The sequence below is a fragment of the Patescibacteria group bacterium genome (assembly GCA_041653535.1).
In the GTDB taxonomy this organism is placed as follows: domain Bacteria; phylum Patescibacteriota; class Patescibacteriia; order JACRDY01; family JACRDY01; genus JBAZFH01.
The window spans coordinates 25,845-45,852 of record JBAZFH010000004.1 but is presented as its reverse complement, the minus strand read 5'-3'; the positions used below and the strand labels follow the sequence as shown (position 1 = coordinate 45,852).

Genomic DNA, 20,008 nt, shown 5'->3' with positions numbered 1-20,008 from the left:
TTTGAGAAGTACAATCACTTCCCCCGAAATCGACGGCTAGTTTACAATAATTTTATAAGCGATGTACTAAACTTAGTTTAGCAATAAAAACGTTTTAGATAAAATTGTCAGACATTATTTAGCTAAAATTGAAAGTAAAATGAAGATCGGTAAATATGTTAAAGACTATACTTCTGGTAAAAGAGTCGGGTTTATTCGGGTTTTGTCGGAAGTAAAAGAGTTGGCAGAAGCAATAGCAAAATTTAATAAGAAAGATATAAAAGAAGAATGGCAAGACATTCTTCATTTTGTGCAATTGTGGTTGTACTGGCGGTTTGGGTTAAATCAAGATGTTTGGCGGTACACCGGTGAATCAGTAAAAAAATTCATGGAACGTAAAGCAGTGTGGGGTAAAATCTATAAATATGCCGGTTTGACTGAAAACGTATCTAATTATGTTGGTAATTACAAAAAAGAGGAAAAGGTTATCAAGCAATTAAAAAATTTTGGTATTGATGAGATAACGGCAAAACAAATTTGGGAAACAGCGTTAGTAAATAATTTTTGGACGACGACCGGTAAAATAATGACTTTGTGTTTAATAATGGAAGCAGATAAAATACTTCTGGGTATGAAGAAAAGAGGTTTCGGCGCCGGTCGTTGGAACGGCTTTGGCGGCAAGGTGCACGAAGGAGAAACTATTGAAGAAGCATTGCATCGCGAACTACAAGAAGAAGCTGGGGTAACCGTTAAGACGATCGAGAAAAGAGGCGTGATTGATTTTGACAATAACGGCAAGATGTTAACCGTGCATATTTTTAAAGGCACGGAAATCGTCGGTAGTCCAAGCGAAAGCGAGGAAATGCTGCCAAAGTGGTTTGATATTAACGAGTTACCTTTTGAGACTATGTGGCCGGATGACAAATATTGGTTGCCGTTATTTTTGGCAGACAAAAAATTTACCGGCAAGTTTATTTTTGATGCTGATGACAATGTTTTAAGCTACGAATTAAATGAAGTGGATAGTTTTTAAAAAAACCAGGAAAGGCTTCCTGGTTTTTGGGTGGTTTTAGGTAAGGGGGGGGTGAACAATTTTCGGGATTTTTTTTACGATACCATAGATGCTCAGGGTTATTATGATTAAATTGATCGCCGCCATCCATGGCTTTTCGTGATTAAGAAATACACAGTTGAGCATAACACCCGATACGAGTGTTAAGGAAATGACCTCGCTTATCTTGCGGAGGTTTATATTTTTTATAAACTCTTTTTCTGTCCAGAGCATCGCATTCAAAGTTGTAAACAGCCCCAGTGATGTGGCGAGTATGACCACGTTTGGCAAGGTTTTGGGCATTTGATACCAGGCAGATACAATTACGGAAAAAGTCAGTAGGGTCAAAAAACCGTATAAGCCGCTATTTTTTTGTCTTTTTTTTGTCATTGCAAAACCCCTTTGCTTTGGTTATTGCTTGTCACCTGTCAATTTTCTATCATTACACTATATCAGATCGTTCTATTTTTGTCAATAGTAAGTACTTTCTTGCAAAAAATATTTAGAAAGCGTAGAATAAAGCGCAGTCATATGAAAATATCAAATATATCAAAAGTACGTTTATCCGTACTAGCCATAATTATCATGGCAGTTTTTGCCGGATTTTTAGTATATCCGGCTCCTTTTAATAAAAGCGTTGATTGGTTGAATTCCAAATTAGGCATTACCTTGCCTCATTATTGGAACATTCCTTTTGGCTTAGGCTTGGATTTACAGGGTGGAGCGCAGTTGGTTTATCAGGCTGATGTTTCGCAGGTGCCTGCCGGATCGGAAGCTGACGCTGTCGCCGGGGCTCGTGATGTTATTGAACGACGCGTCAATGCTTTTGGGGTGGCTGAACCGGTAGTTCAAATCAGCGGTTCGGGAAAGGATTATAGAATCGTTGTTGAATTGGCTGGCGTTAAGGATGTAAACCAAGCTATTAAAATGATTGGCGAAACGCCTTTACTTGAATTTAAAGAAGAGGACTCCAGTCAGCCATTACAGACAGATCAGGCACAGGAAATAGCTAAGTATAACGAAGAAGCTAAAAAAACTGCCGAGAGTATTTTAAATGAGGTTTTAAATTCTTCGATTTCCAAATTTGCCGACATTGCCAAAGAAAAATCGGAAGATACTGGATCGGCAACCCAAGGCGGTGATTTGGGATGGGCTAAACGCGGAACATATGTTACCGAGTTCGACACGGCGGTTTTTGACACTTTAAAAAAAGGAGAAATATCCAGACAATTGGTTCAAACGGTTTTTGGGTATCACATTGTTTATAAAGAAGATGAGCGTGGGCAGGGAGAAGATTTGGAAGTGAAGGCGAGTCATATATTGATTAAGACTAAAAGTAGCGCCGATGTTAGCACCTCTAGTCAAAATTGGAAATATACCGGTTTGACCGGCAAGCAGCTAAAAAAAGCGGCTGTTGAATTTGATCCGAATACCGGTTCTCCAACCGTGGCTCTAGAGTTTAATGACGAAGGAAAAACTTTATTTGCTGATATTACTCGAAGAAATATTGACAAAACCGTGGGTATTTTTTTAGATGGCGAAGCCATCTCTTTACCCCGAGTAAGCGAGGAGATCCCAAGCGGCAAAGCGGTTATCACGGGTAATTTTTCTTTAGTTGAAGCAAAAACTTTGGTTCAGAGATTGAATGCCGGCGCTTTGCCTGTTCCGGTGACTCTTTTGTCCCAACAAACGATTGGTGCGAGTTTGGGACAAGATTCTGTCCAGAAAAGTTTATTTGCCGGACTGGTTGGTCTTTTAGCCGTGGCGCTGTTTATGATTATTTTTTATCGCTTACCAGGACTGCTTTCAGTTGTCGCTTTATTGATTTACGGCGTTTTAGTGCTTAGTATATTCAAAATGTTTGGTATTACGCTGACTTTATCAGGTATCGCTGGGTTTATTTTATCACTCGGCATTGCTGTTGACGCTAATGTCTTGATATTTGAAAGAATGAAAGAAGAGTTTCGTGCCGGTCGTCCGCTTAATTCAGCTATCGACGAGGGATTTAAACGCGCCTGGTCGTCAATTCGCGATGGTAATATTTCTACCTTGATTACTTGTGCCGTGTTGTTTTGGTTTACTACTAGTTTGGTGCGTGGATTTGCTTTGACACTGGCAATCGGAATTTTGGTTTCACTAGTTACCGCCGTTGTCGTTACTCGCGGATTTTTGAAGTCCATTGCTGTTGGCAGGGTAGAAAATTGGCATTTTCTTTTTAATCGTAAAAAAAATAGCGAAAGCGAGAAACAATAATATTATATGTATAAAATTATCAGCAAAAGAAAATTTTATTACGCCTTTTCTTTGGCGTTAGTAATAGCTTCAGTCGTGTTTCTCTCGATGTGGGGGCTAAAATCGGGCATTGATTTTACCGGCGGTAGTTTGATGCAGGTTTCTTTTCAAAATACTAGTCGACCGAGCGTTGAAGATATATCGAGTGTTCTAAAAGAATTGGATTATATGGCTGATACTACCGTCCAGCCAGTGGGGGATAATGAATTTATATTTCGTTTCAAAGACGTTACCGAAGAACAGCATCAAGAAATTCTGAATAAATTAAAAAATAAATACGTCGTTACTGACGCAACGACCGTGGACAGTGCTAAGGATAGCCAGCCAAAAATAGAAGTAGTTACTGAAAGTAATAAAGAAATTGGTAATGTTAATATTGAAGCGGTTCCCGTCGGAGTCTCTGATCAGGCAAGTCTTCAAGAGGAAAAATTTGAATCAGTCGGTCCAACAATAGGTCAGGAATTGAAAACTAAAAGTTTTTACGCGATAATTTTGGTTATCATCGCGATTATTGCTTATATCGCCTGGTCTTTTCGTAAAGTTGGTCGTCCGGTCCAGTCTTGGAAATATGGTATTACTGCGGTAATTGCCTTGGTCCATGATGTGACAATAACTTGTGGAGTGTTTGCTCTTCTCGGTCATTTTTACGGCGTGGAAGTCAATACCCCGTTTATCGCCGCCGTTTTAACAGTACTTGGTTACTCAGTTAATGATACAATTGTTGTTTTTGATCGTATCAGGGAAAATCTTCATCGTTATCAAGGTGATTTTGAGGAAACGGTCAATATTTCTGTCAATCAGACTGCTGTTCGTTCAATCAACACATCAATGACGGTAATGTTTACGCTACTAGCTATATTTTTCTTTGGTGGCGCTTCAATCAAGTTTTTTGCTTTAGCGTTGATATTCGGAGTATTTTTTGGTACCTACTCATCTATTTTTGTCGCTAGTTCATTGCTGGTAACCTGGCAAAATTTGATAAAAAAGTTCAGTAAATAAATTAAGTAGCTTAAAAACCCCGTTTTATAGCGGGGTTTTTTGGATTAGTTTATTTGAATCTCTGACAAAAATATTTTTCTTTGAATTCCTTATTGGAAATATCAATATCTGCAATCTCCGGGTTTTTTTCCCAAAAATCATCTTTTAGATCAAATTTTAAAACTAGTTTTTTGCTGACATAGTAGATATATTTTTCTAAACCGTTTACCACGACTATTTGACCGCCATCATATGGCTGAACTAAGATATGACAGTTTTCGTAGTTTTCTTTTTGCTTGTTTTTTTGGAGCTCAAAGACCAGCGAATTTTGATAAGTATTGTTATTTAATAGTTCAAAGATGGTGGGGATGATATCGGTTTCACTGTAAATATTATTTTTACTGACAATTTTGTCAATAAAAAAAGTTGTCAGGTCGTTTTTTGGCGGTATATAAGCCATCATAGTTAAAAAATTTTCGTTGTACGATCCGTAGTGAGGCAGGGTGTTGCCGTTATTGATGCCAACCGGCCAAGAATGGTCGCCAAAAGCAAAAAGGTGGCTTTTGCCATTGTTATAATCCTGATATTCTTTATAAAAACGCGAGAAACAGTAATCTTGTTGCAGGGAAGAGTTGATGTAGGTTTCAGCGTAGTTGCTTGGTGTAACGAATTTGTGAGTAAAAGTATACGAATCAAACGGTGTCCATGGTATGTGATGAGAGGAAACTTCAAAATAAACAAATAGTTTTTTCCCGTCAGGATAATTTTCTTTCAAATATTCAAAAGCTCTTTGATAAAAGATGCAATCGTCATATCCCCAAATATATTTTTTATCGTCCGGTTTCATTATGTCTTTGTTATGAATTTCGGAAAAACCCATCGCTTGAAAAAAGTTTCCCATATTATGGAATGAAAGATCGTCCGAGCGAAAAATAATGGTTTTGTACCCATTATTATTTAAAATATTAGGCAGACATTTAGCGGTCAATTTTTCCGGGTGGTAGGATAGCGGGGCGCCGATATTGTTTACCAGTCCGCAAAGAATATTTTCCTGGGCTCTGTCGGTGGTTACACTATTAGACCAAAAATAAGGAAAAAGCACGCCGTCTTTTGCTGCCTGATAAAAATATGGCGCATAAAGATCGTCATATTTTTTTTCGTTTATTTTTGGCATTTGACCTTCTAGTACTATAGCATTAGTTGACTCAAGCTGAAGCATGAATATGCTTTCAGTCGAATTGGTTTCGAAGTCTTCAATAACAGGAGTATAGGCAGAAAAATATTTTCTGGCGTGATAGGTAGATTCGATTATTTGATATTGAAAAGACAAATAGCCGTTATTAGGGGGAAGGAAGGGATTTAGCACTAATCCGGCAATCACAACATATTTTAATTTTTTAAACATTTTAGAAAAATAACCGTTTTGGTTTATTTCATGAACAAGGTTGTAAAAAACATAAAAAAAGAACAGATTAAAAAGATAAAACAAAATTGCGATTGCGCAAAAAGTCAATATAAGGGGAAAGCTAAAAATATTTTCTCCCGTTTTAAAAATTTCGTTAAATGAGTCAAGAAAAAAATAAGGATTAAAAGCATTGCCTGTTACCGCCCAATAAGCTACTAAAAAATAAACTGAAAGGTAGTAAATCGCGGCGGAAAAAGAAAAGATAATGCGTAAAATAAAAGATTTTCGAAAAAACAAAGGACAAAAGAAAATAACGGCAAAGATGAAAAATTGTTTTATTATCAACGGAATAATTGATGACCAGGACAAGATTAATTTATTGGATAAAAAAAATGATGGCAGAAAAACAAAGATTGTTGAAGAAAAAATAATCAAGACGCTGATTAGGAAAAACATTGAAATTTTTAGAATGGCATCCTTTGTTGGCAACATAATAGCACGATTGTAGAATAAAATAGCTTTTTTCGCAAATAAAATAAGCTAAAAAGTAACCTTTGACTTTTTTGTTAAAATACTTTAAAATAAACACACTTATTAACATTTGGGTCAAAACTAGTATTAATTGGCTGGCAAGAGCAGCGATTTGTCGCGCCTATGATAACTTGAGCCGATGTAGCTCAATTGGCAGAGCAACAGTTTTGTAAACTGTAGGTTGTCGGTTCGATTCCGACCATCGGCTCCATTAAAACAGATTTAATTTATCTAAAATAATCAATAAAATTTATGGCAAAAAGAACTGATGACAAGTACGTTAAATTTGAATGTACTGAGTGCAAAAAGGTTAACTACCGACAGCACAAGAATAAAAAAACTATCAAAACCCGTTTGGAATTGTCCAAGTACTGCAAAACTTGTAAAAAACATACTCCGCATAAAGAAACGAAATAATGATTTAATGGTTTATTTTTTGACGTTCCTGATTTCTTAATTTCTAATTTGGTTTTTATCACACCAATGATTGGATATTAGAAATTAAGAAATTGGGGCGTTGCTAGACTACTTATTCTTGTGGGGGCGTCGTATAGTGGTAGTACTACGGTCTCCAAAACCGTTAGCGTGGGTTCGATTCCTACCGCCCCTGCCAGACTGTGAACGGTGCAAGCGACCGAGAGGCCTCTTGCGCTATGTAGATAAAGGAAAAGCCATCCCAATAATTGGGGCGGCTTTTTCGTTTAGCTAACTAATTTTAATTCTCTTTCCACTAAGACCAGCTTGCTTTTTAGGCAGGATAAAATTTCTCTCTTCTCAAAGCTCGTTCCTTCTTTCAAGAGATAAATAACATACTTCTTTAAATCCAGATCAACCTGTTTGCCATTTTTACTCAAGCCCAGTATTCCTTGAAATTTATTGTAGCGGTCAATTTCATTTTTCATCTTTTCTCTTACTTCCAGTTCGTCCAAGTCCAGCTGGCCGATAATCTTAATCAGCTGGCTGATTATTTCTTCCTCGCGCACATAGCGGTATTTACAGCTCCGATCCTTGGCTCGGGTACAGCCGTAATAGACATAGCGGTGAACGGTGTTTTTAGTTTTCTTAAATTTTTCCATCGCTGTAACGCCGCTCCCGCAATGCCCGCAAGTAATCAGTTTGGTAAAGGCAAACTCTTTAGCTCCCCACGGGTTTATGTTAGCGTCTTTTTTTAACCGTTCCTGTACCTTATCAAATAGCGCTTGGCTGATAATTGATTGGTGTTTGCCTAAGTACCAGTTGTTGCTATGCTTCGGGAATTCAAATTTGCCGGTATAGAAGGTATTTCGCAGGAGCAGATAGATGTTACTCAAGGCCAGCGGCTTATTATACTTGGTGGTGAATTTAACTTCCTCTTTCAGCCAGTAATAAAGCTTCCGGCCGCTCCAGCCCTCGTAAGCGATTTTTTCGAACATCTTTTTAATGATCGGGGCTCGATTCGGGTCAAGAAGTAATTGACATTTATGATCAATATTTTTGTCGTTCAAATAGCCAGTCGGCGAACTGCCGGGCCGCCAACCCATTTCCACTCGTGCTTTTAATCCTCTTTTGACGTTTAAGCTTTTATTATCGTTTTCCAGCTTAGCTTGCGAGCAAAGAATCATCAACAGGAATTTCTCGTTAGGGGAGTTAATGAATTTTTGGTTGTAGGTTCTGATTTCGGTTAATAATTTTTGATCCATTAGATCCACTAAACTTCCTAGATCGCCGGCATTGCGGCTTAGCCGATCCGGCGCCCAAGTCAGGATGCCATTAAACAGCCCACTTCTAACGTCCTCAATTAACTTGTTGTAAACTGGCCGTTGGCCCGAGGCCTTGGCCGAGTGGGATTCCTGTCGAATTTCCGTTATCTGCAAGTCGTCTCTTTGCGCTACATTTAGCATTTCCTTAATTTGGGCGTCTATGGATAATGCTTGCCGTTCGTCCGATTCGGTTGATTTCCTCGCATAAAGGCAGTAACGGACAGGGGAGGCGGGCTGGGGTTGATTAATGGGGGCTTGGTTGGGGCTTGGTTCCATAGGTTTAAGGTTATTAGTTAGTCCTATGAACATTGATGACGCAATGGCGCTAGGGAGTCCAGAGCGCCCAGTTGGTAAACTGTAGGTAAGTAAAACTTCCAATTTTCCTCTAAATTTGTTATGATTTAGATATATTTATTAGTTTTATTATGATTGTTTGTAAATGTAAAAACGAAATCAAAAAGTTGGTTGTTGTGGCTTATCCACCGCTTTCAACACAGAATCATGAAAATCATCCTTTAGTTATTTCTGATGGTTTGCATTTTGTATGCGAAGATTGTGCTGGAAAATTTATCTCTTCTTGGAAAGATCATAATAACGGCAGAGTCGAGCCGTATTTAATAGAGAAAATTGGTATTAATGTTAGGGCAGAAACAAAAAAAGATTTTGCCAGAAGAGTACTACCTCAGATAATAAATCAATTTAAGGTTATCGCTCCTTATAATTGGTATATACCTAAAACAGATATAAGCAATTCATTAAAAAATAATCTTAAAAAAATAAAATTATGAAAAAAATTACCTATTATTTTTTAATTTTAACATTCGTTTTAGGGCTAATTCCAATTAATTTTTCCTTGGCGATCACTCAAGACAAGATTAATGCCGAAGTACAAATAGTCTGTCCTGATAATTATGGTAATTGGTTTAGCGGTTCCGGCACTATAATCGATTCTAAGGGTATTATTTTGACAAATAAACATGTGGTTTCCGATCAGTATGGTAAAATTATCAACTCTTGTTTTATTGGTTTTACCGAGTCGATAAATAAAGAGCCAAATTTTGGCACTAAGACAAATCCCAATCTAGCTGAAGTGAAGTATTATACTACGACAGATGATATGGATGCCGCAATTTTATATTTAGAAAATTCTACAAACAAAACCTATCCTTATATAGATATTTGGGGTTATAATTCCAGCTCTTTAAATTTAGGGGATGGGATTGAAGTAATAGGATATCCATCAATAGGTGGAAATACGTTAACTTATGTAAATGGGGTTATGAGTGGTATGTATGGAAATTATATAAAAACAACCGCCCCATTAGAGCATGGTAATTCCGGAGGTTCTGCGTATAACTTTAGCGGAAACTTTGTGGGTATACCCACCGCAGTAGTTAAGGGTGAGCTAAATTCGCTGAGTTTTATCTTGAGTGTCGATAAAATAAAAGAGTGGCTCTCAGGTATTTTGGGTACGGACTTTGCAAATAAAATTGATAATTATAATCCGCCGGTTATTAACCAACAGGTTAGTTTGAATAGTAGCGATCTAACACCTCCAGATACTCAAAATGCTACGGCCACCGTTTGCGCAGACTGGAATTGCGAAATACATCTTAACTTTGAGAATTCATGGAATGCTGACTATCCATACTTTTCGTGGAAAGATTTTTCTGATTCGTCCGGAATTGACGGGTATTATGTTTATGTAGGTAAAGATTTTAACGCTAAACCGACTGAAGAAGGCCAATATATAAACAAAACTGAGTATGCGGGCCTAGGATCGGGAAAAAGTTTAACAGACGCGGGTATATATTATTTGAAGGTGCAGGCAAAAGATAAGGCGGGGAATGTTTCAAATCCGGTATATTGGACATATTACTTTAATACCTCGGATAATCTAGGAACCATAGATTCCAACGAGTCTACCGCTGCGAAATCTTTGGCTAATAGACCTACTAAATTCTATATTTATTCTTATGACAACGGATATAAGGGCGATTTACTTAAAGTAGTTTACCTAGATTCAAAAAACATTCAGCGATTTAATTTAACGACGAATAATCTATATATTGAATGGGATTCAACTAAGAGCAGCGGATTTATCGAGGAGGAACTTGTTATGTTTAGGAAAGACGGAGGTTATAAGGCGGGAAATTGGTATTACGACTGTGACCAAAAATATTTTTATGGTAATAAGGGTCATTATATCAGCTGTATCAGAGATGGTAATAGAAAAGAGTTTCGTTATTGGGGCGATAATTATATAGTTGCAACCGGTTTAGGGGTTGGTCAAAAGTATGACTTTGATTTTACTGGTTATTATGATAAAAATGGATCCTTAACTGATGCTTATCATTTTGCTGTTTTCGAAGTCACCCCTAGTAAGAGTGTTGCTTTAAAAGAAAGTGAAGCTGGTAATAAACTCAGCGGAAAAATATTATTACAAGTTGAGGAACACGGCGAAGCGTGGTATGTGAATCCGACGGACGGTAAAAGGTATTACATGAAAGACGGGGCAACTGCATACCAAATGATGAGAAATTTTGGTTTGGGCATCACGAATGCCAATTTAGCTAAACTACCTCAAGAGGGGGAAAATAAAGCTTATCCATCAACTTTTAATAATCTCAAAGGCAAGATACTGTTACAAGTAGAGGAACACGGTGAAGCGTGGTATGTGAATCCAAAAACCGGGTATCGTCATTACATGAAAGACGGCGATGCCGCTTATAATCTTATGCGATTTTATAGCCTCGGTATTTCTAATAGTGATTTAGTAAAAATTCCGGTAGGAAACTTGTAAACGTTTTATTTTGTATGATTTTAAAGGATACAATCTTAAATCAGTTACACTCAACGAGTAATGGTATTGCGAAAGAATTTGATGCCATATATAGCCAAGAATTATCGGAATTTGCTGAAGAAATGGCGATTTCATATCAAATATTACACGATATAATTAACCGGGATGATCAATCAAAAATATCGGACGCTGATTTCCAGAGCGCACTTTTATTCTGGACAGCTCTAAACACCTACCTATCAGCGTTGGAATTATTCAGGCGTGGATATAGTAAAGAGCCACAAATGCTCATTAGGAATGTTTTGGAGATTTTTAGTGCAGCTTACGATATACATGCTAATCCAGAAAAACTTGAAGTTTTAAGAAACAATCCAAAAAAATTTGACTCTAAAAAAAGTATCAATATTGTAAAGGAAATAAACCCAACCATTGCTCAAATGTGGGGAAATTTAAGTAGTTGGTTTAGCCATGTCAGTATTTTGCACACTGTTCCTCATAGGACGGCCCCGCTCTGTATAGGTGGATTTTTTAATTCTGGCGATCAAGATGCAACTTTTTGTGGATTATTAGCGCCGCTAAATCTTACCCTAGATGTTTTAAATAGCACTTTAGAGTTTACTTTTATTTCAGAAGTATCTAATCCAAGATTTTGGAAACAGCTTACGTCTGATACTTATGCATTTTCAAACCCAAAGACAAGCATAGAGCGTGGAGAGAGGATAATGGAAAAAATGGAAAAAATACTTAATATCAATAAAGAAAAAACATAAGCTTTAGTTTGTTTAAATGGGACACATCCCAAAACCCTTAAGGACTGTCTCATTTGTCTCATTCCTACAGAAATTAGCCAAAAATTTTACCCCAAACGAGACACAGTGTCTCAAAAATGGCACAGCTTAAAACCCCCTTTTCGTGTTCCATTTGTGCCATTTTCCCCGGCCGTTGGGCCTACCTAAAGCCCTATAGCCGCTAGAATCTAACCACCCTAAAAATCCTTTCAAAACCTCTAATAATTCAGTACTAGACCGGGCACGCCTGCCAGACTGTGAACGGTGCGAGCGACCGAGAGGCGTCGCACTTTAAGATAAAAAGAAAAAGAGCCCCGAACAATGCATGATGCATTTGGGGCTCTTTTGGTTTGCGAAAATGCGTGATTCAGCCGACTTTCACCACAGAGGTTTTTGGTTATTGACATCAAGCTAATTTTGAAATAAGATAGTAAATCAACTCCCTTAATTTATCTGAGGTAAGCGTTTTGGGCGCTAATATTTAGTTTCTAGAACGCTCGTCTCAATTCTGAAACAGCAAGAATTCAAGAAAGGAAGATTTATCATGACAAGAGGGCAAAATTTAGCGCGTCAGATTTTGGGCGACGATTTCATCGCTCCGGAAGAAGTCGTTAGAGCGAAGCAAATCACTTACACCCTGAAGCAACTTCAGCGTTTCGCCAAGACCATGCCCGCCGCCAAGGTTCTTCAGTGGCTGAAGCAACACAATTACATGTTACTTCCTGGCAAAGTCGGCGATGACAGCAAGGTGAAGTGGCTCGCGCTCCGCAAGGACGGGGTGCCGGATTCGCGTTTTAAGACCTATAAGGAGCAGGGACGGCTTCTTTCGTTCAAAGAATACGTTCCGTCCATGGGGGAGGTGATTTGGGGCATAGGCACTTATTTCGATGTGCGCGGCATTCGTTTGATGAACGAAGGGTATTGTGTCCGGACCAGTTCCAACCCGGACGGCCAGCCCGCAACCCATGTCCGGGTGGGCCCCTACCTTGAGTCCGGCATGGACGTCAACTACTGTCCCGACGACTACAAAGAGCATGGCTTTGTCCTGCTCGCCGCCGCTCGGAAGCTGTAGTTTCATTCTGAACACGTATTGGCACCCCGCTTGGTTCACAAGTTGCGGGTGCTTTTTCTTTTAGCTAACTAATTTTAATTCTCTTTCCACTAAGACAAGTTTGCTTTTCAGGCAGGACAAAATTTCTCTCTTTTCAAAGCTCGTTCCTTCTTTCAGTAGCGGTGTCTCTCAGTGAGGCGCCGGGTTATTTTTACAAATATACATTCAAAAATCTTTAATGTATAATATATCTATGAATAAAGATTTGATTAAAAAAATTCAAAAACGAATTATTCAGTTATTGTCAGTCGACCAACAAAACCAGCCTGGTATTTTATTGGTCGATAGTTGCAGTGAAGTGTCACGTTTAGTTGCCGGCTGGATAAAAATATTAGATAAGTCTAATCGTATTTTAATAATAAAAGGCGTTAATGTTTGCGGTACTAAAAAATCACACGATATATTGGCGGTAATAACCGTCGATAATCAAGTTTATATTATTGATCCCACGATTTGGCAATTTTTTCCGCAGGCAAAATCAATTTTAGTATTTACTTTGGATAATATTGATATTGCCTTAGATAAAATTAAAACAATATATGGTGGGCAATGGTTAAAAAGCGAGGAGTTTATTCGGATGAATAAAAATGAAGAGAAAGAGTATATGGATATTATATCCCAGAATATTCGTGAAAATAAAAAATATTGCTAAAATTAGATAAAAATGTTTTTAGTGAGACCGAGAGGGTTGCTAAAATTGCACAAAAAATTTTATGAATAAAAGAAAGGCGTTAATAAAAATTACAGGGATATTATTTCTTGTAATTGGATTATTTTCTCTATTTTTTGTCCCGGTCGAATTCACGAGTTTTTATGCTTTTTCTGAGGGTGGAAATTATCACTATGATGGATTTGGCTTCGGAAGTTTGATGTTCGCTTTTATAATATTTAATGCAATGGCTTATTTTGTTTTGGCATGCTTAGGAATTCCTCTGGGAATTGGCAATATTTCATTAAAAAAATGGGGGTATAATTTATCTGTTGCCGTCTTTAGAGCGCTATTAATATTGGGTTTGGCGCTGTTGGCAAGCGTTCTATTTTCTTTTGATCTCTTAAAAGTGTTTGAACCGAATCAGCTATTCATAATCTTACTATTCATTTTATTGTTTTTTATTGTATTGCCTTATTTCTTAATAAGATTCTATAAAAATCCGAATACTATAAAGTTATTCAAAAGTTCGGATGTGGAAAGTTACTTTGCAAAACAATCTCCTGGAAAACTAACAATAATATTGCTAAATTTTTTCTGGATTCTACTTTTTTACTTACTGCTATTTTTTAAAAGCGCTTTCCCCTTATTTGGAGAGTTTGTTTTTAAAAAAGAAGGAACTCATTGTTTAAGCGTGGCTATTTTTATTTTATTTATATTAACTTATTTGCTTTACAACAATAAATATTACTCGAAATACTGGACGCTGGGTTATTATTTAGCTCTGTTCACTTCTTTTGTAATGACTTTTTTGAAGCACACCACAAATGATTTTATAAACTTGCTTAATTTACCGGTTTATGAAGTTGAAAAGGTTGTGCCGGCATTTTGGATTCCAGCCGGAATTAATTTGGTTTTTTTCTTCGGCTTGCTGATACTAATTCAAATATTTTTAATCTTTAAAATTAAAAAATAAACCGTTATGAAAATAGTCAAATGGACAGCTAGGATATTGGCATTATGCATCTTGATTTTCGCTCTGCCATTTTATTTCGGCTATGGTAATCCGTTACCATTTACCAAGCCCGATTATTCATTATGGGAAAATGTCGCTTTGGCCATGATGCCGTTGGTTTTTATCGGTTTGGCTTTGGGTTGGAAATATCCCAAGGTTGCCGGGTGGCTGATAATCATCTCAATCGCAATCGGATTAATTGTCGGCCTTTTGACAGAGGCAAATCTTAGTATTAATTTGGTCGTGCCTATCATTCCGGGAATTCTGTATTTGATAGACGGATACAAAAGACAAATCAAAATTAATTAAATTATTTATTTATTATTAATTTATAAAACTATGTCAAAATATTGCGAATCGTGCGGAATGCCATTTGAGAAAAAAAGAAGACTTTGCTGGTGGTGATGAAAATGCCAAGTTTTGTCTTTACTGCGTTAACGCCGACGGCAGTGTCAAAACTTGCGAAGAAATTTTTGAGGGCGGAGTTCAGTTTTTTATGAGCCAAATCGGCGGTGATCGCCAGATGGCAGAAAAGATTACCAGAAAAAACATGAATCAACAGCCGTATTGGCAAGGCAAAGACTGTGAAGTGCTTAAGGGAGAAACAGCGACCGATAAGGAGTTTGCCGAGGCAATGAAAAAGTTATAAAAACAAACCAGATAATCTTATCTTAACCGGGCTTTTAGCTCGGTTTTTAGTTATTGACATCAAGCTAATTTTGAAATAAGATAGTAAATCAACTCCTTTCTTTAATTTATCTGAGACAAGTGTTTTGGATGCTAATAATTTAAATTTAGTTTCTAGAACGCTCGCCTCAATTCTGAAGCAGCAAGAATTCAAGAAGGGAGATTTGTCATGACGAGAGGACAGGCTTCAGCGCGCCAGATTTTGGGCGACGATTTCATCGCTCCGGAAGAAGTCGTTGCTGCTAAAGTGAAGTCAATCACTTACACCCCGAAGCAACTTCAGCGTCTCGCCAAGACCATGCCCGCCGCCAAAGTTCTTCAGTGGCTGAAGCAACACAACTACATATTGCTTCCTGGCAAGGTCGGCGATGACAGCAAGGTGAAATGGCTCGCGCTCCGCAAGGACGGGGTGCCGGATTCGCGCTTCAAGACCTATAAGGAGCAGAGACGACTTCTTTTATTCAAAGAACGCGTTCCGTCCATGGAGGAGGTGATTTGGGGTATAGGCACTTATTTCGATGTGCGCGGCATTCGCTTGATGAACGAAGGGTATTGCGTCCGGACCAGTTCCAACCCGGACGGCCAGGCCGCGCAGGAATTCGGCCGCTTAATCCTTGTTGACGATGGTGACGGTGAAGCTGCCGTCGGGAAGCATGGACAGTCCGAGTGCGGTGTTGAAATATTTCATAATTCCACTGGGTACCAGACCGAGTACGCCTGCCAAAAAACTTTTACCATTTAGGGTTGAAAGTTTTTTGATGTATTAAAGGAATCAAACGGTCACAAGCGAATCGGAGGCGATAGACAGGCATTCCGAACTAGCACGGGAGTGTCTGGTGGTCAGAACAAGGAGTTCGTTAGTGGGCAGATGACGCGAAATTCCTACCACCCATGTTTAGCTATGGTAAAATTGACAAGATATTAAAAATTTAATACATTATATTATTAGTTTTTTAATTTGGATTTACAATTAAAATACTTGTCATATTTAGGTAGCGATAGCCAAAAGATGCTTAAAATTAGGCATTTTCTGGCTATGGCTGCATTTGGCAGTTTATAGCGTAACCTTTAAAACGGACGGGTTCGTAAGGAACATGTCCACAAGAAAGGAGTAGACGATGTCTACGCTGTATTCGATTGGTCAGATGAATCAGGTGGCAGACGCACTGGAAGCGGCGGGGTATACGCCCGACGACGTTACCAAATTGCGTTCCAACGCGGACGCACTTAAGCAGTTCAAGTTCGTCCTCGGCGGAAAGTCGGAAATCGTGAAGGTCAAACACATCGTTGACCTCGATATTGACCCATTCGTGCCTGATTACTGGGAAGTGGTCGAGCATATCAAGGGCGGGCAGTTCACCTTCGACCCGACCAAGGTGGTGCTGTATCTTGACGAAGTCCAGAAGGAAGCCGGCGTTATTGTCGGCAATCAGCTTCGCGAGAAAATCAAAGACCGTTCGGCTTACAATGCCAATTTGCTCGATTTCTATCTGAAGAATCCTCACCTTATTCCTAAGGAATGGAAGGGAAAGACGGTGTTTTTCTGGGGCACCATCTACCGTGATTCGGACGGCGATCTTTGCGTCCGCTTCCTCAAATGGCGCGGTTACAAGTGGCACTGGAGTTTCGCCTGGGTCGGCGGCTGCATTTACGACAGTAACCCCGCCGCGGTTCCCGCCAAGTAACTAGCCCTTAGGGCTTAAGACCTTTGGTCTCCTTTGACCCTTGGTCTTAGCTCTTTGGACTCACGACTCTTCAGCCCGCGCTGGTTTCAATACTAGTGCGGGCTGATTTATTTTTGTATAATATGATAACCACCTTTGAATATTTATTTAAAAATTTATTAAAATATCAAAGTAAAACGCTATGAGAAATAAAACAATAATAATTGCGATCGTCAGTTTTGCCCTGGGGGCGTTGATTTATAATTTATTTTCCCCGGTTATTTTTCAGGAAGGCAATCCTTGGCCGCAGATCAAAGGAATTACCGAGTTAACTTTCGGCAAATCAAAAATAGTCAAGCTGTCCGGCTCTGATAATAAATATTTAACCAAAAACAAGGGCGGTTGGGAGGTTGCTGACAGCCTTTTGAAGAATAAAGGTTATGAATTTACCGAACAGATGGGGTCAGGTTATTTTTATAAATCTTCCGACAGTAATGCCGTTATGACTAGACGTCAATACAGTCGGTTCTATATAATCTGGGCTATTACCGAAAATAAGAATAATTTTCAAACAAACAATGATCTATGGACCGTAACTACTAATGATCAAGGTATAATGTTTAAATATCCCAGAGAGCTGCTGACAAAGTATATCAGCGAAACAGAATGGCCGCCGGTTATCAAAATTAAAACAGGAACATATTTTTGTAAAACTACACCAATGGAAGTGAGTAGTATGTCTGAAATAACCAGACGAAGATTGGTTGATGATAGAGAATATTGCGTAAATGTTAAATATGAAGGTGCCGCCGGGAGTGTTTATGCGTCGTATATCTATACGACGTTCAAAGACGATGAACTTATTGAAGTTAGTTTTTCACTTCGTTATTATAACTGTGGTAATTATGACGAAGAACAAAATAAAGCTTGTGTCAGCGAAAGAGAAGTTTTTGATATTGACGCCACCGTTGATAAGATTGTTCAAACAATCAAACGGGATTTATCTCAAAAAGAGAGTTTATCGGATCAAATTGAAAAGTGCATAATAATGAGCGATATTGTCAGTGGGGAAAAATGCGACAATCTGTTGAAACAAATAACCGACTATAATTCCTGTGTTGAAGCCGGTTTTGCGATAATGAAATCGAATCCGCCGCAATGCGCTACACCGGACGAACGGATTTTTGTTGAAACTAAAATATAATAGTCTTGGCTGACGATTTCTTGGACTTCTTGCGATTATTGTTGGTATTATAATTCTGATAAAAAACAGGAATGGAAATTATGTAAAACAGACTTAATGATTATCAGCTAAATTCACTCTTTTTAAGATCTCCAATGATTAGGTATTAGACTGGATGTGTCTGTCAAGAAGTCACTTCGTCTTTTGTCAGGTGGTTTTTTTTGTTAGATCAAGAACGGTTTAAACTTTTGCACTTTTTAGTCATTTAATATTGCCAGTAAACAGCTATTAAGGTATACTAATAGCAGCTGTTTTAGCTGTAAAAAAGCATGTTTACGAAATAATAATTTTATGATTAATACCAGAAAAATAAGAAAATTTTTTCCAGCGATAAAATCCGGAAGAATCGTTTCTAATAATGCAGCTAGCACCCAAGCACCTATTCAATTATTAAAGTTATTGGAAAAACTTATTATCAAATATGATAATGTCCATCGAGGACAGTCAAAATCATCCATTGCTACTACTAAAATATTTGAATCATCTTACGATACTATCGCGCAGTTTATTGGTGCGCCGTCTAGGAAAAATATTATTTTGTACAGGAACACGACCGAAGCGATCAACTCGGTAATGTATTCTTTATTAACTGACTTTAAAGACGGGGATAATGTGGTTACTACATACATGGAGCATAATTCAAACTATGTGCCATGGTATGGACTGACCAAAGAGATATTACCAAAATTTGGGATTAACGTAAAGTGCCGATTGGCCAAATTTGATAAAGAAACAGGAAAACTCGATCTGGAGCATCTAAAATCTTTGGTAGACAATAAAACTAAACTGATTTGCTGCACGGCAGCGTCAAATTTTTTGGGGACGAAAAACCCGATCAAAAAAATAAGAGAAATAGCGGACTCTAGCGGTTATGTTCAGCCAAACGGAGAAAAAAAATCCTATCTCTTGGTTGATGGCGCTCAGGCGGTTCCCAATACTTTTATCAATGTTAAAGAGTTGGATGTTGATTTTTTGGCTTGGTCTTTTCATAAAATGCTGGCACCATTTGGTGTTGGCGCACTATATGCCAAAGAAGAACTGCTAGAAAAAATGAAGCCGTTTCTTTACGGTGGAGACATGATTGCCGAAGGAGATGTTGCTCCGGAAAAGGTAGGATACAACGCGCTACCTTGGAAATTTACGGCCGGCACCCCAAATATTTTAGGAACGATACTGTCGGCTCAAGCAGTGAGGCTATTGGTAGATTTTTCCCTAAACCCCGGCAAATATCACTATTTCATGACTGATAAACAGCTGGACCCCGCCGATGTCAAAAAAGCTATGGATAATATCGAGTCTCACGAGAGTTTTTTGATTGGTGAGGCAATAAAGATATTAGAGGGTATTCCTTTGCTAAATATTTATGGTCCAAAAAATCCTGAAAGCAGAACATCATTAGTGTCTTTTAATTATCCGGGGGTAACACCATTTGAGATTGCCGAAAATCTAGACAAATTAGGGGTTGAATCAAGGGCAGGTTGCCATTGTGCGACCCTGGCTCATCACTACTACGAATTAAGTCTTCCAGCGAGTTGTCGACTAAGCTTTTACATCTATAATGACATCAAGGATGTAAGAAAAGCCTGTCTGGCTGTCAAAAAGTATTTTGAAAATAATAAATAAAATATAAACAAAATTAATTTTAAAAAAAGTATGATGCAGTGTTCGATCTATGACAAGTCGTTAAGATTTTCTCGCGCCACTTACGGAGTTTTAGTTTTAATCTCTTTCTTGATGCGCAACGAATGGTTGCTTTTGGCAGCCGCTGTCTTGATACTTTTGGGAGCGCTATCTTTGAAACTGAATATTGCTTATCAGCTTCACGCCCTAGGACCTAAAAAGGCCGGCCTAGCATTAACTCAAAAGGACAGTGCCGAGCTCGGTTTTGTCGCCGGCATGACAGGGGTTTTGTTACTGATCGGCTTTGGCTTTATTTATTTTGATAAATTTGTTGATGCCGCTTGGATTTATATCTTGGTGGTAGATTTGCTGATATTTCTGGCCTGCTTTGTCGGTTTTTGCGTAGCTACGATGATGTATGTTTTATTTAAAAAACTTTTTAATAAATAAACA

General features: G+C 38.2%; 21 protein-coding genes and 2 tRNA genes. 20 read left to right on the top strand and 3 right to left on the bottom strand.

What is annotated here, in order from left to right; all coding sequences use genetic code 11:
• Positions 1-139: 139 nt before the first annotated feature.
• A complete protein-coding gene (locus WC310_04485) occupies positions 140-1,012 on the top strand; it encodes an 8-oxo-dGTP diphosphatase (GenBank protein ID MFA5359042.1) in 873 nt (290 codons plus the stop codon).
• Positions 1,013-1,048: 36 nt separating this feature from the next.
• Here WC310_04485 and WC310_04480 read toward each other — a convergent pair whose 3' ends face one another.
• Positions 1,049-1,420 (bottom strand): hypothetical protein, encoded by a 372-nt coding sequence (locus tag WC310_04480; protein ID MFA5359041.1) that lies wholly within the window; start codon positions 1,418-1,420, stop codon positions 1,049-1,051.
• Between the two features lie 141 nt (positions 1,421-1,561).
• Between WC310_04480 and secD the strand changes: the two genes are divergently transcribed.
• Together secD and secF are read left to right on the top strand one after the other, a co-directional pair.
• Entirely contained in the window at positions 1,562-3,283 is a 1,722-nt protein-coding gene (gene secD, locus WC310_04475) for a protein translocase subunit SecD (GenBank protein MFA5359040.1), read from the top strand.
• A gap of 6 nt (positions 3,284-3,289) precedes the next feature.
• Positions 3,290-4,321 carry a protein translocase subunit SecF gene (secF, locus tag WC310_04470; GenBank protein MFA5359039.1) on the top strand — a complete coding sequence of 344 codons (1,032 nt, stop codon included), beginning with the start codon at positions 3,290-3,292 and terminating at the stop codon, positions 4,319-4,321.
• Between the two features lie 49 nt (positions 4,322-4,370).
• Here secF and WC310_04465 read toward each other — a convergent pair whose 3' ends face one another.
• Entirely contained in the window at positions 4,371-5,705 is a 1,335-nt protein-coding gene (locus tag WC310_04465; protein ID MFA5359038.1) for a sulfatase-like hydrolase/transferase, read from the bottom strand.
• Positions 5,706-5,970: 265 nt separating this feature from the next.
• Here WC310_04465 and WC310_04460 point away from each other — a divergent pair, with 265 nt between their 5' ends.
• The 4 genes from WC310_04460 (at position 5,971) to WC310_04445 (ending at position 6,849) form a co-directional block, all read left to right on the top strand.
• Positions 5,971-6,213: a hypothetical protein gene (locus WC310_04460; protein MFA5359037.1), complete on the top strand. Its 243-nt coding sequence runs from the start codon at positions 5,971-5,973 to the stop codon at positions 6,211-6,213.
• A 158-nt stretch (positions 6,214-6,371) separates the two neighbouring features.
• Positions 6,372-6,447: transfer RNA gene (locus tag WC310_04455), tRNA-Thr, on the top strand.
• Between the two features lie 41 nt (positions 6,448-6,488).
• Positions 6,489-6,653 carry a 50S ribosomal protein L33 gene (gene rpmG / locus WC310_04450; GenBank protein MFA5359036.1) on the top strand — a complete coding sequence of 55 codons (165 nt, stop codon included), beginning with the start codon at positions 6,489-6,491 and terminating at the stop codon, positions 6,651-6,653.
• 122 nt (positions 6,654-6,775) lie between these two features.
• A tRNA-Trp gene (locus tag WC310_04445) sits at positions 6,776-6,849 on the top strand.
• Positions 6,850-6,937: 88 nt separating this feature from the next.
• Here WC310_04445 and WC310_04440 read toward each other — a convergent pair.
• The gene (locus tag WC310_04440; GenBank protein ID MFA5359035.1) at positions 6,938-8,251 is read right to left on the bottom strand and encodes a recombinase family protein; all 1,314 of its coding nucleotides are present in this window, start codon (positions 8,249-8,251) and stop codon (positions 6,938-6,940) included.
• Between the two features lie 149 nt (positions 8,252-8,400).
• Between WC310_04440 and WC310_04435 the strand changes: the two genes are divergently transcribed.
• From WC310_04435 to WC310_04375, 13 genes are all read left to right on the top strand, one after another.
• Entirely contained in the window at positions 8,401-8,763 is a 363-nt protein-coding gene (locus WC310_04435; protein ID MFA5359034.1) for a hypothetical protein, read from the top strand.
• The gene (locus tag WC310_04430; protein MFA5359033.1) at positions 8,760-10,778 is read left to right on the top strand and encodes a serine protease; all 2,019 of its coding nucleotides are present in this window, start codon (positions 8,760-8,762) and stop codon (positions 10,776-10,778) included. The genes WC310_04435 and WC310_04430 overlap by 4 nt, the downstream gene beginning before the upstream one ends.
• Before the next feature lie 14 nt (positions 10,779-10,792).
• Positions 10,793-11,548, top strand: coding sequence for a hypothetical protein (locus WC310_04425; protein ID MFA5359032.1), 756 nt, complete (start codon positions 10,793-10,795; stop codon positions 11,546-11,548).
• 562 nt (positions 11,549-12,110) lie between these two features.
• Positions 12,111-12,638, top strand: coding sequence for a hypothetical protein (locus tag WC310_04420; GenBank protein ID MFA5359031.1), 528 nt, complete (start codon positions 12,111-12,113; stop codon positions 12,636-12,638).
• A gap of 232 nt (positions 12,639-12,870) precedes the next feature.
• Positions 12,871-13,329 (top strand): hypothetical protein, encoded by a 459-nt coding sequence (locus tag WC310_04415; protein ID MFA5359030.1) that lies wholly within the window; start codon positions 12,871-12,873, stop codon positions 13,327-13,329.
• Positions 13,330-13,390: 61 nt separating this feature from the next.
• A complete protein-coding gene (locus WC310_04410) occupies positions 13,391-14,302 on the top strand; it encodes a hypothetical protein (GenBank protein ID MFA5359029.1) in 912 nt (303 codons plus the stop codon).
• Positions 14,303-14,308: 6 nt separating this feature from the next.
• Complete coding sequence (locus WC310_04405; protein ID MFA5359028.1) at positions 14,309-14,650, top strand: hypothetical protein; 342 nt, start codon at positions 14,309-14,311, stop codon at positions 14,648-14,650.
• A gap of 64 nt (positions 14,651-14,714) precedes the next feature.
• Complete coding sequence (locus WC310_04400; protein MFA5359027.1) at positions 14,715-14,990, top strand: hypothetical protein; 276 nt, start codon at positions 14,715-14,717, stop codon at positions 14,988-14,990.
• 207 nt (positions 14,991-15,197) lie between these two features.
• Positions 15,198-15,770: a hypothetical protein gene (locus WC310_04395; GenBank protein MFA5359026.1), complete on the top strand. Its 573-nt coding sequence runs from the start codon at positions 15,198-15,200 to the stop codon at positions 15,768-15,770.
• 376 nt (positions 15,771-16,146) lie between these two features.
• The gene (locus WC310_04390) at positions 16,147-16,713 is read left to right on the top strand and encodes a hypothetical protein (protein ID MFA5359025.1); all 567 of its coding nucleotides are present in this window, start codon (positions 16,147-16,149) and stop codon (positions 16,711-16,713) included.
• 181 nt (positions 16,714-16,894) lie between these two features.
• Positions 16,895-17,896 carry a hypothetical protein gene (locus tag WC310_04385; GenBank protein ID MFA5359024.1) on the top strand — a complete coding sequence of 334 codons (1,002 nt, stop codon included), beginning with the start codon at positions 16,895-16,897 and terminating at the stop codon, positions 17,894-17,896.
• A gap of 330 nt (positions 17,897-18,226) precedes the next feature.
• Positions 18,227-19,558, top strand: a complete 1,332-nt coding sequence (locus tag WC310_04380; GenBank protein ID MFA5359023.1) for an aminotransferase class V-fold PLP-dependent enzyme — start codon at positions 18,227-18,229, stop codon at positions 19,556-19,558.
• Between the two features lie 30 nt (positions 19,559-19,588).
• On the top strand, positions 19,589-20,005 hold the full coding sequence (locus WC310_04375; protein MFA5359022.1) for a DUF4395 family protein: 417 nt from the start codon (positions 19,589-19,591) through the stop codon (positions 20,003-20,005).
• The last annotated feature ends 3 nt before the right edge of the window (positions 20,006-20,008 follow it).

Coding starts and splice junctions, on each gene's coding strand:
- WC310_04435 (MFA5359034.1), top strand. CDS start 8,401: ATGATTGTTTGTAAATGTAAAAACGAAATCAAAAAGTTGGTTGTTGTG.
- WC310_04460 (MFA5359037.1), top strand. CDS start 5,971: ATGCGTAAAATAAAAGATTTTCGAAAAAACAAAGGACAAAAGAAAATA.
- WC310_04385 (MFA5359024.1), top strand. CDS start 16,895: ATGAGAAATAAAACAATAATAATTGCGATCGTCAGTTTTGCCCTGGGG.
- WC310_04430 (MFA5359033.1), top strand. CDS start 8,760: ATGAAAAAAATTACCTATTATTTTTTAATTTTAACATTCGTTTTAGGG.
- WC310_04420 (MFA5359031.1), top strand. CDS start 12,111: ATGACAAGAGGGCAAAATTTAGCGCGTCAGATTTTGGGCGACGATTTC.
- WC310_04480 (MFA5359041.1), bottom strand. CDS start 1,420: ATGACAAAAAAAAGACAAAAAAATAGCGGCTTATACGGTTTTTTGACC.
- WC310_04415 (MFA5359030.1), top strand. CDS start 12,871: ATGAATAAAGATTTGATTAAAAAAATTCAAAAACGAATTATTCAGTTA.
- secD (MFA5359040.1), top strand. CDS start 1,562: ATGAAAATATCAAATATATCAAAAGTACGTTTATCCGTACTAGCCATA.
- WC310_04405 (MFA5359028.1), top strand. CDS start 14,309: ATGAAAATAGTCAAATGGACAGCTAGGATATTGGCATTATGCATCTTG.
- WC310_04440 (MFA5359035.1), bottom strand. CDS start 8,251: ATGGAACCAAGCCCCAACCAAGCCCCCATTAATCAACCCCAGCCCGCC.
- WC310_04425 (MFA5359032.1), top strand. CDS start 10,793: ATGATTTTAAAGGATACAATCTTAAATCAGTTACACTCAACGAGTAAT.
- WC310_04485 (MFA5359042.1), top strand. CDS start 140: ATGAAGATCGGTAAATATGTTAAAGACTATACTTCTGGTAAAAGAGTC.
- WC310_04390 (MFA5359025.1), top strand. CDS start 16,147: ATGTCTACGCTGTATTCGATTGGTCAGATGAATCAGGTGGCAGACGCA.
- secF (MFA5359039.1), top strand. CDS start 3,290: ATGTATAAAATTATCAGCAAAAGAAAATTTTATTACGCCTTTTCTTTG.
- WC310_04375 (MFA5359022.1), top strand. CDS start 19,589: ATGATGCAGTGTTCGATCTATGACAAGTCGTTAAGATTTTCTCGCGCC.
- WC310_04380 (MFA5359023.1), top strand. CDS start 18,227: ATGATTAATACCAGAAAAATAAGAAAATTTTTTCCAGCGATAAAATCC.
- WC310_04465 (MFA5359038.1), bottom strand. CDS start 5,705: ATGTTTAAAAAATTAAAATATGTTGTGATTGCCGGATTAGTGCTAAAT.
- WC310_04395 (MFA5359026.1), top strand. CDS start 15,198: ATGACGAGAGGACAGGCTTCAGCGCGCCAGATTTTGGGCGACGATTTC.
- rpmG (MFA5359036.1), top strand. CDS start 6,489: ATGGCAAAAAGAACTGATGACAAGTACGTTAAATTTGAATGTACTGAG.
- WC310_04410 (MFA5359029.1), top strand. CDS start 13,391: ATGAATAAAAGAAAGGCGTTAATAAAAATTACAGGGATATTATTTCTT.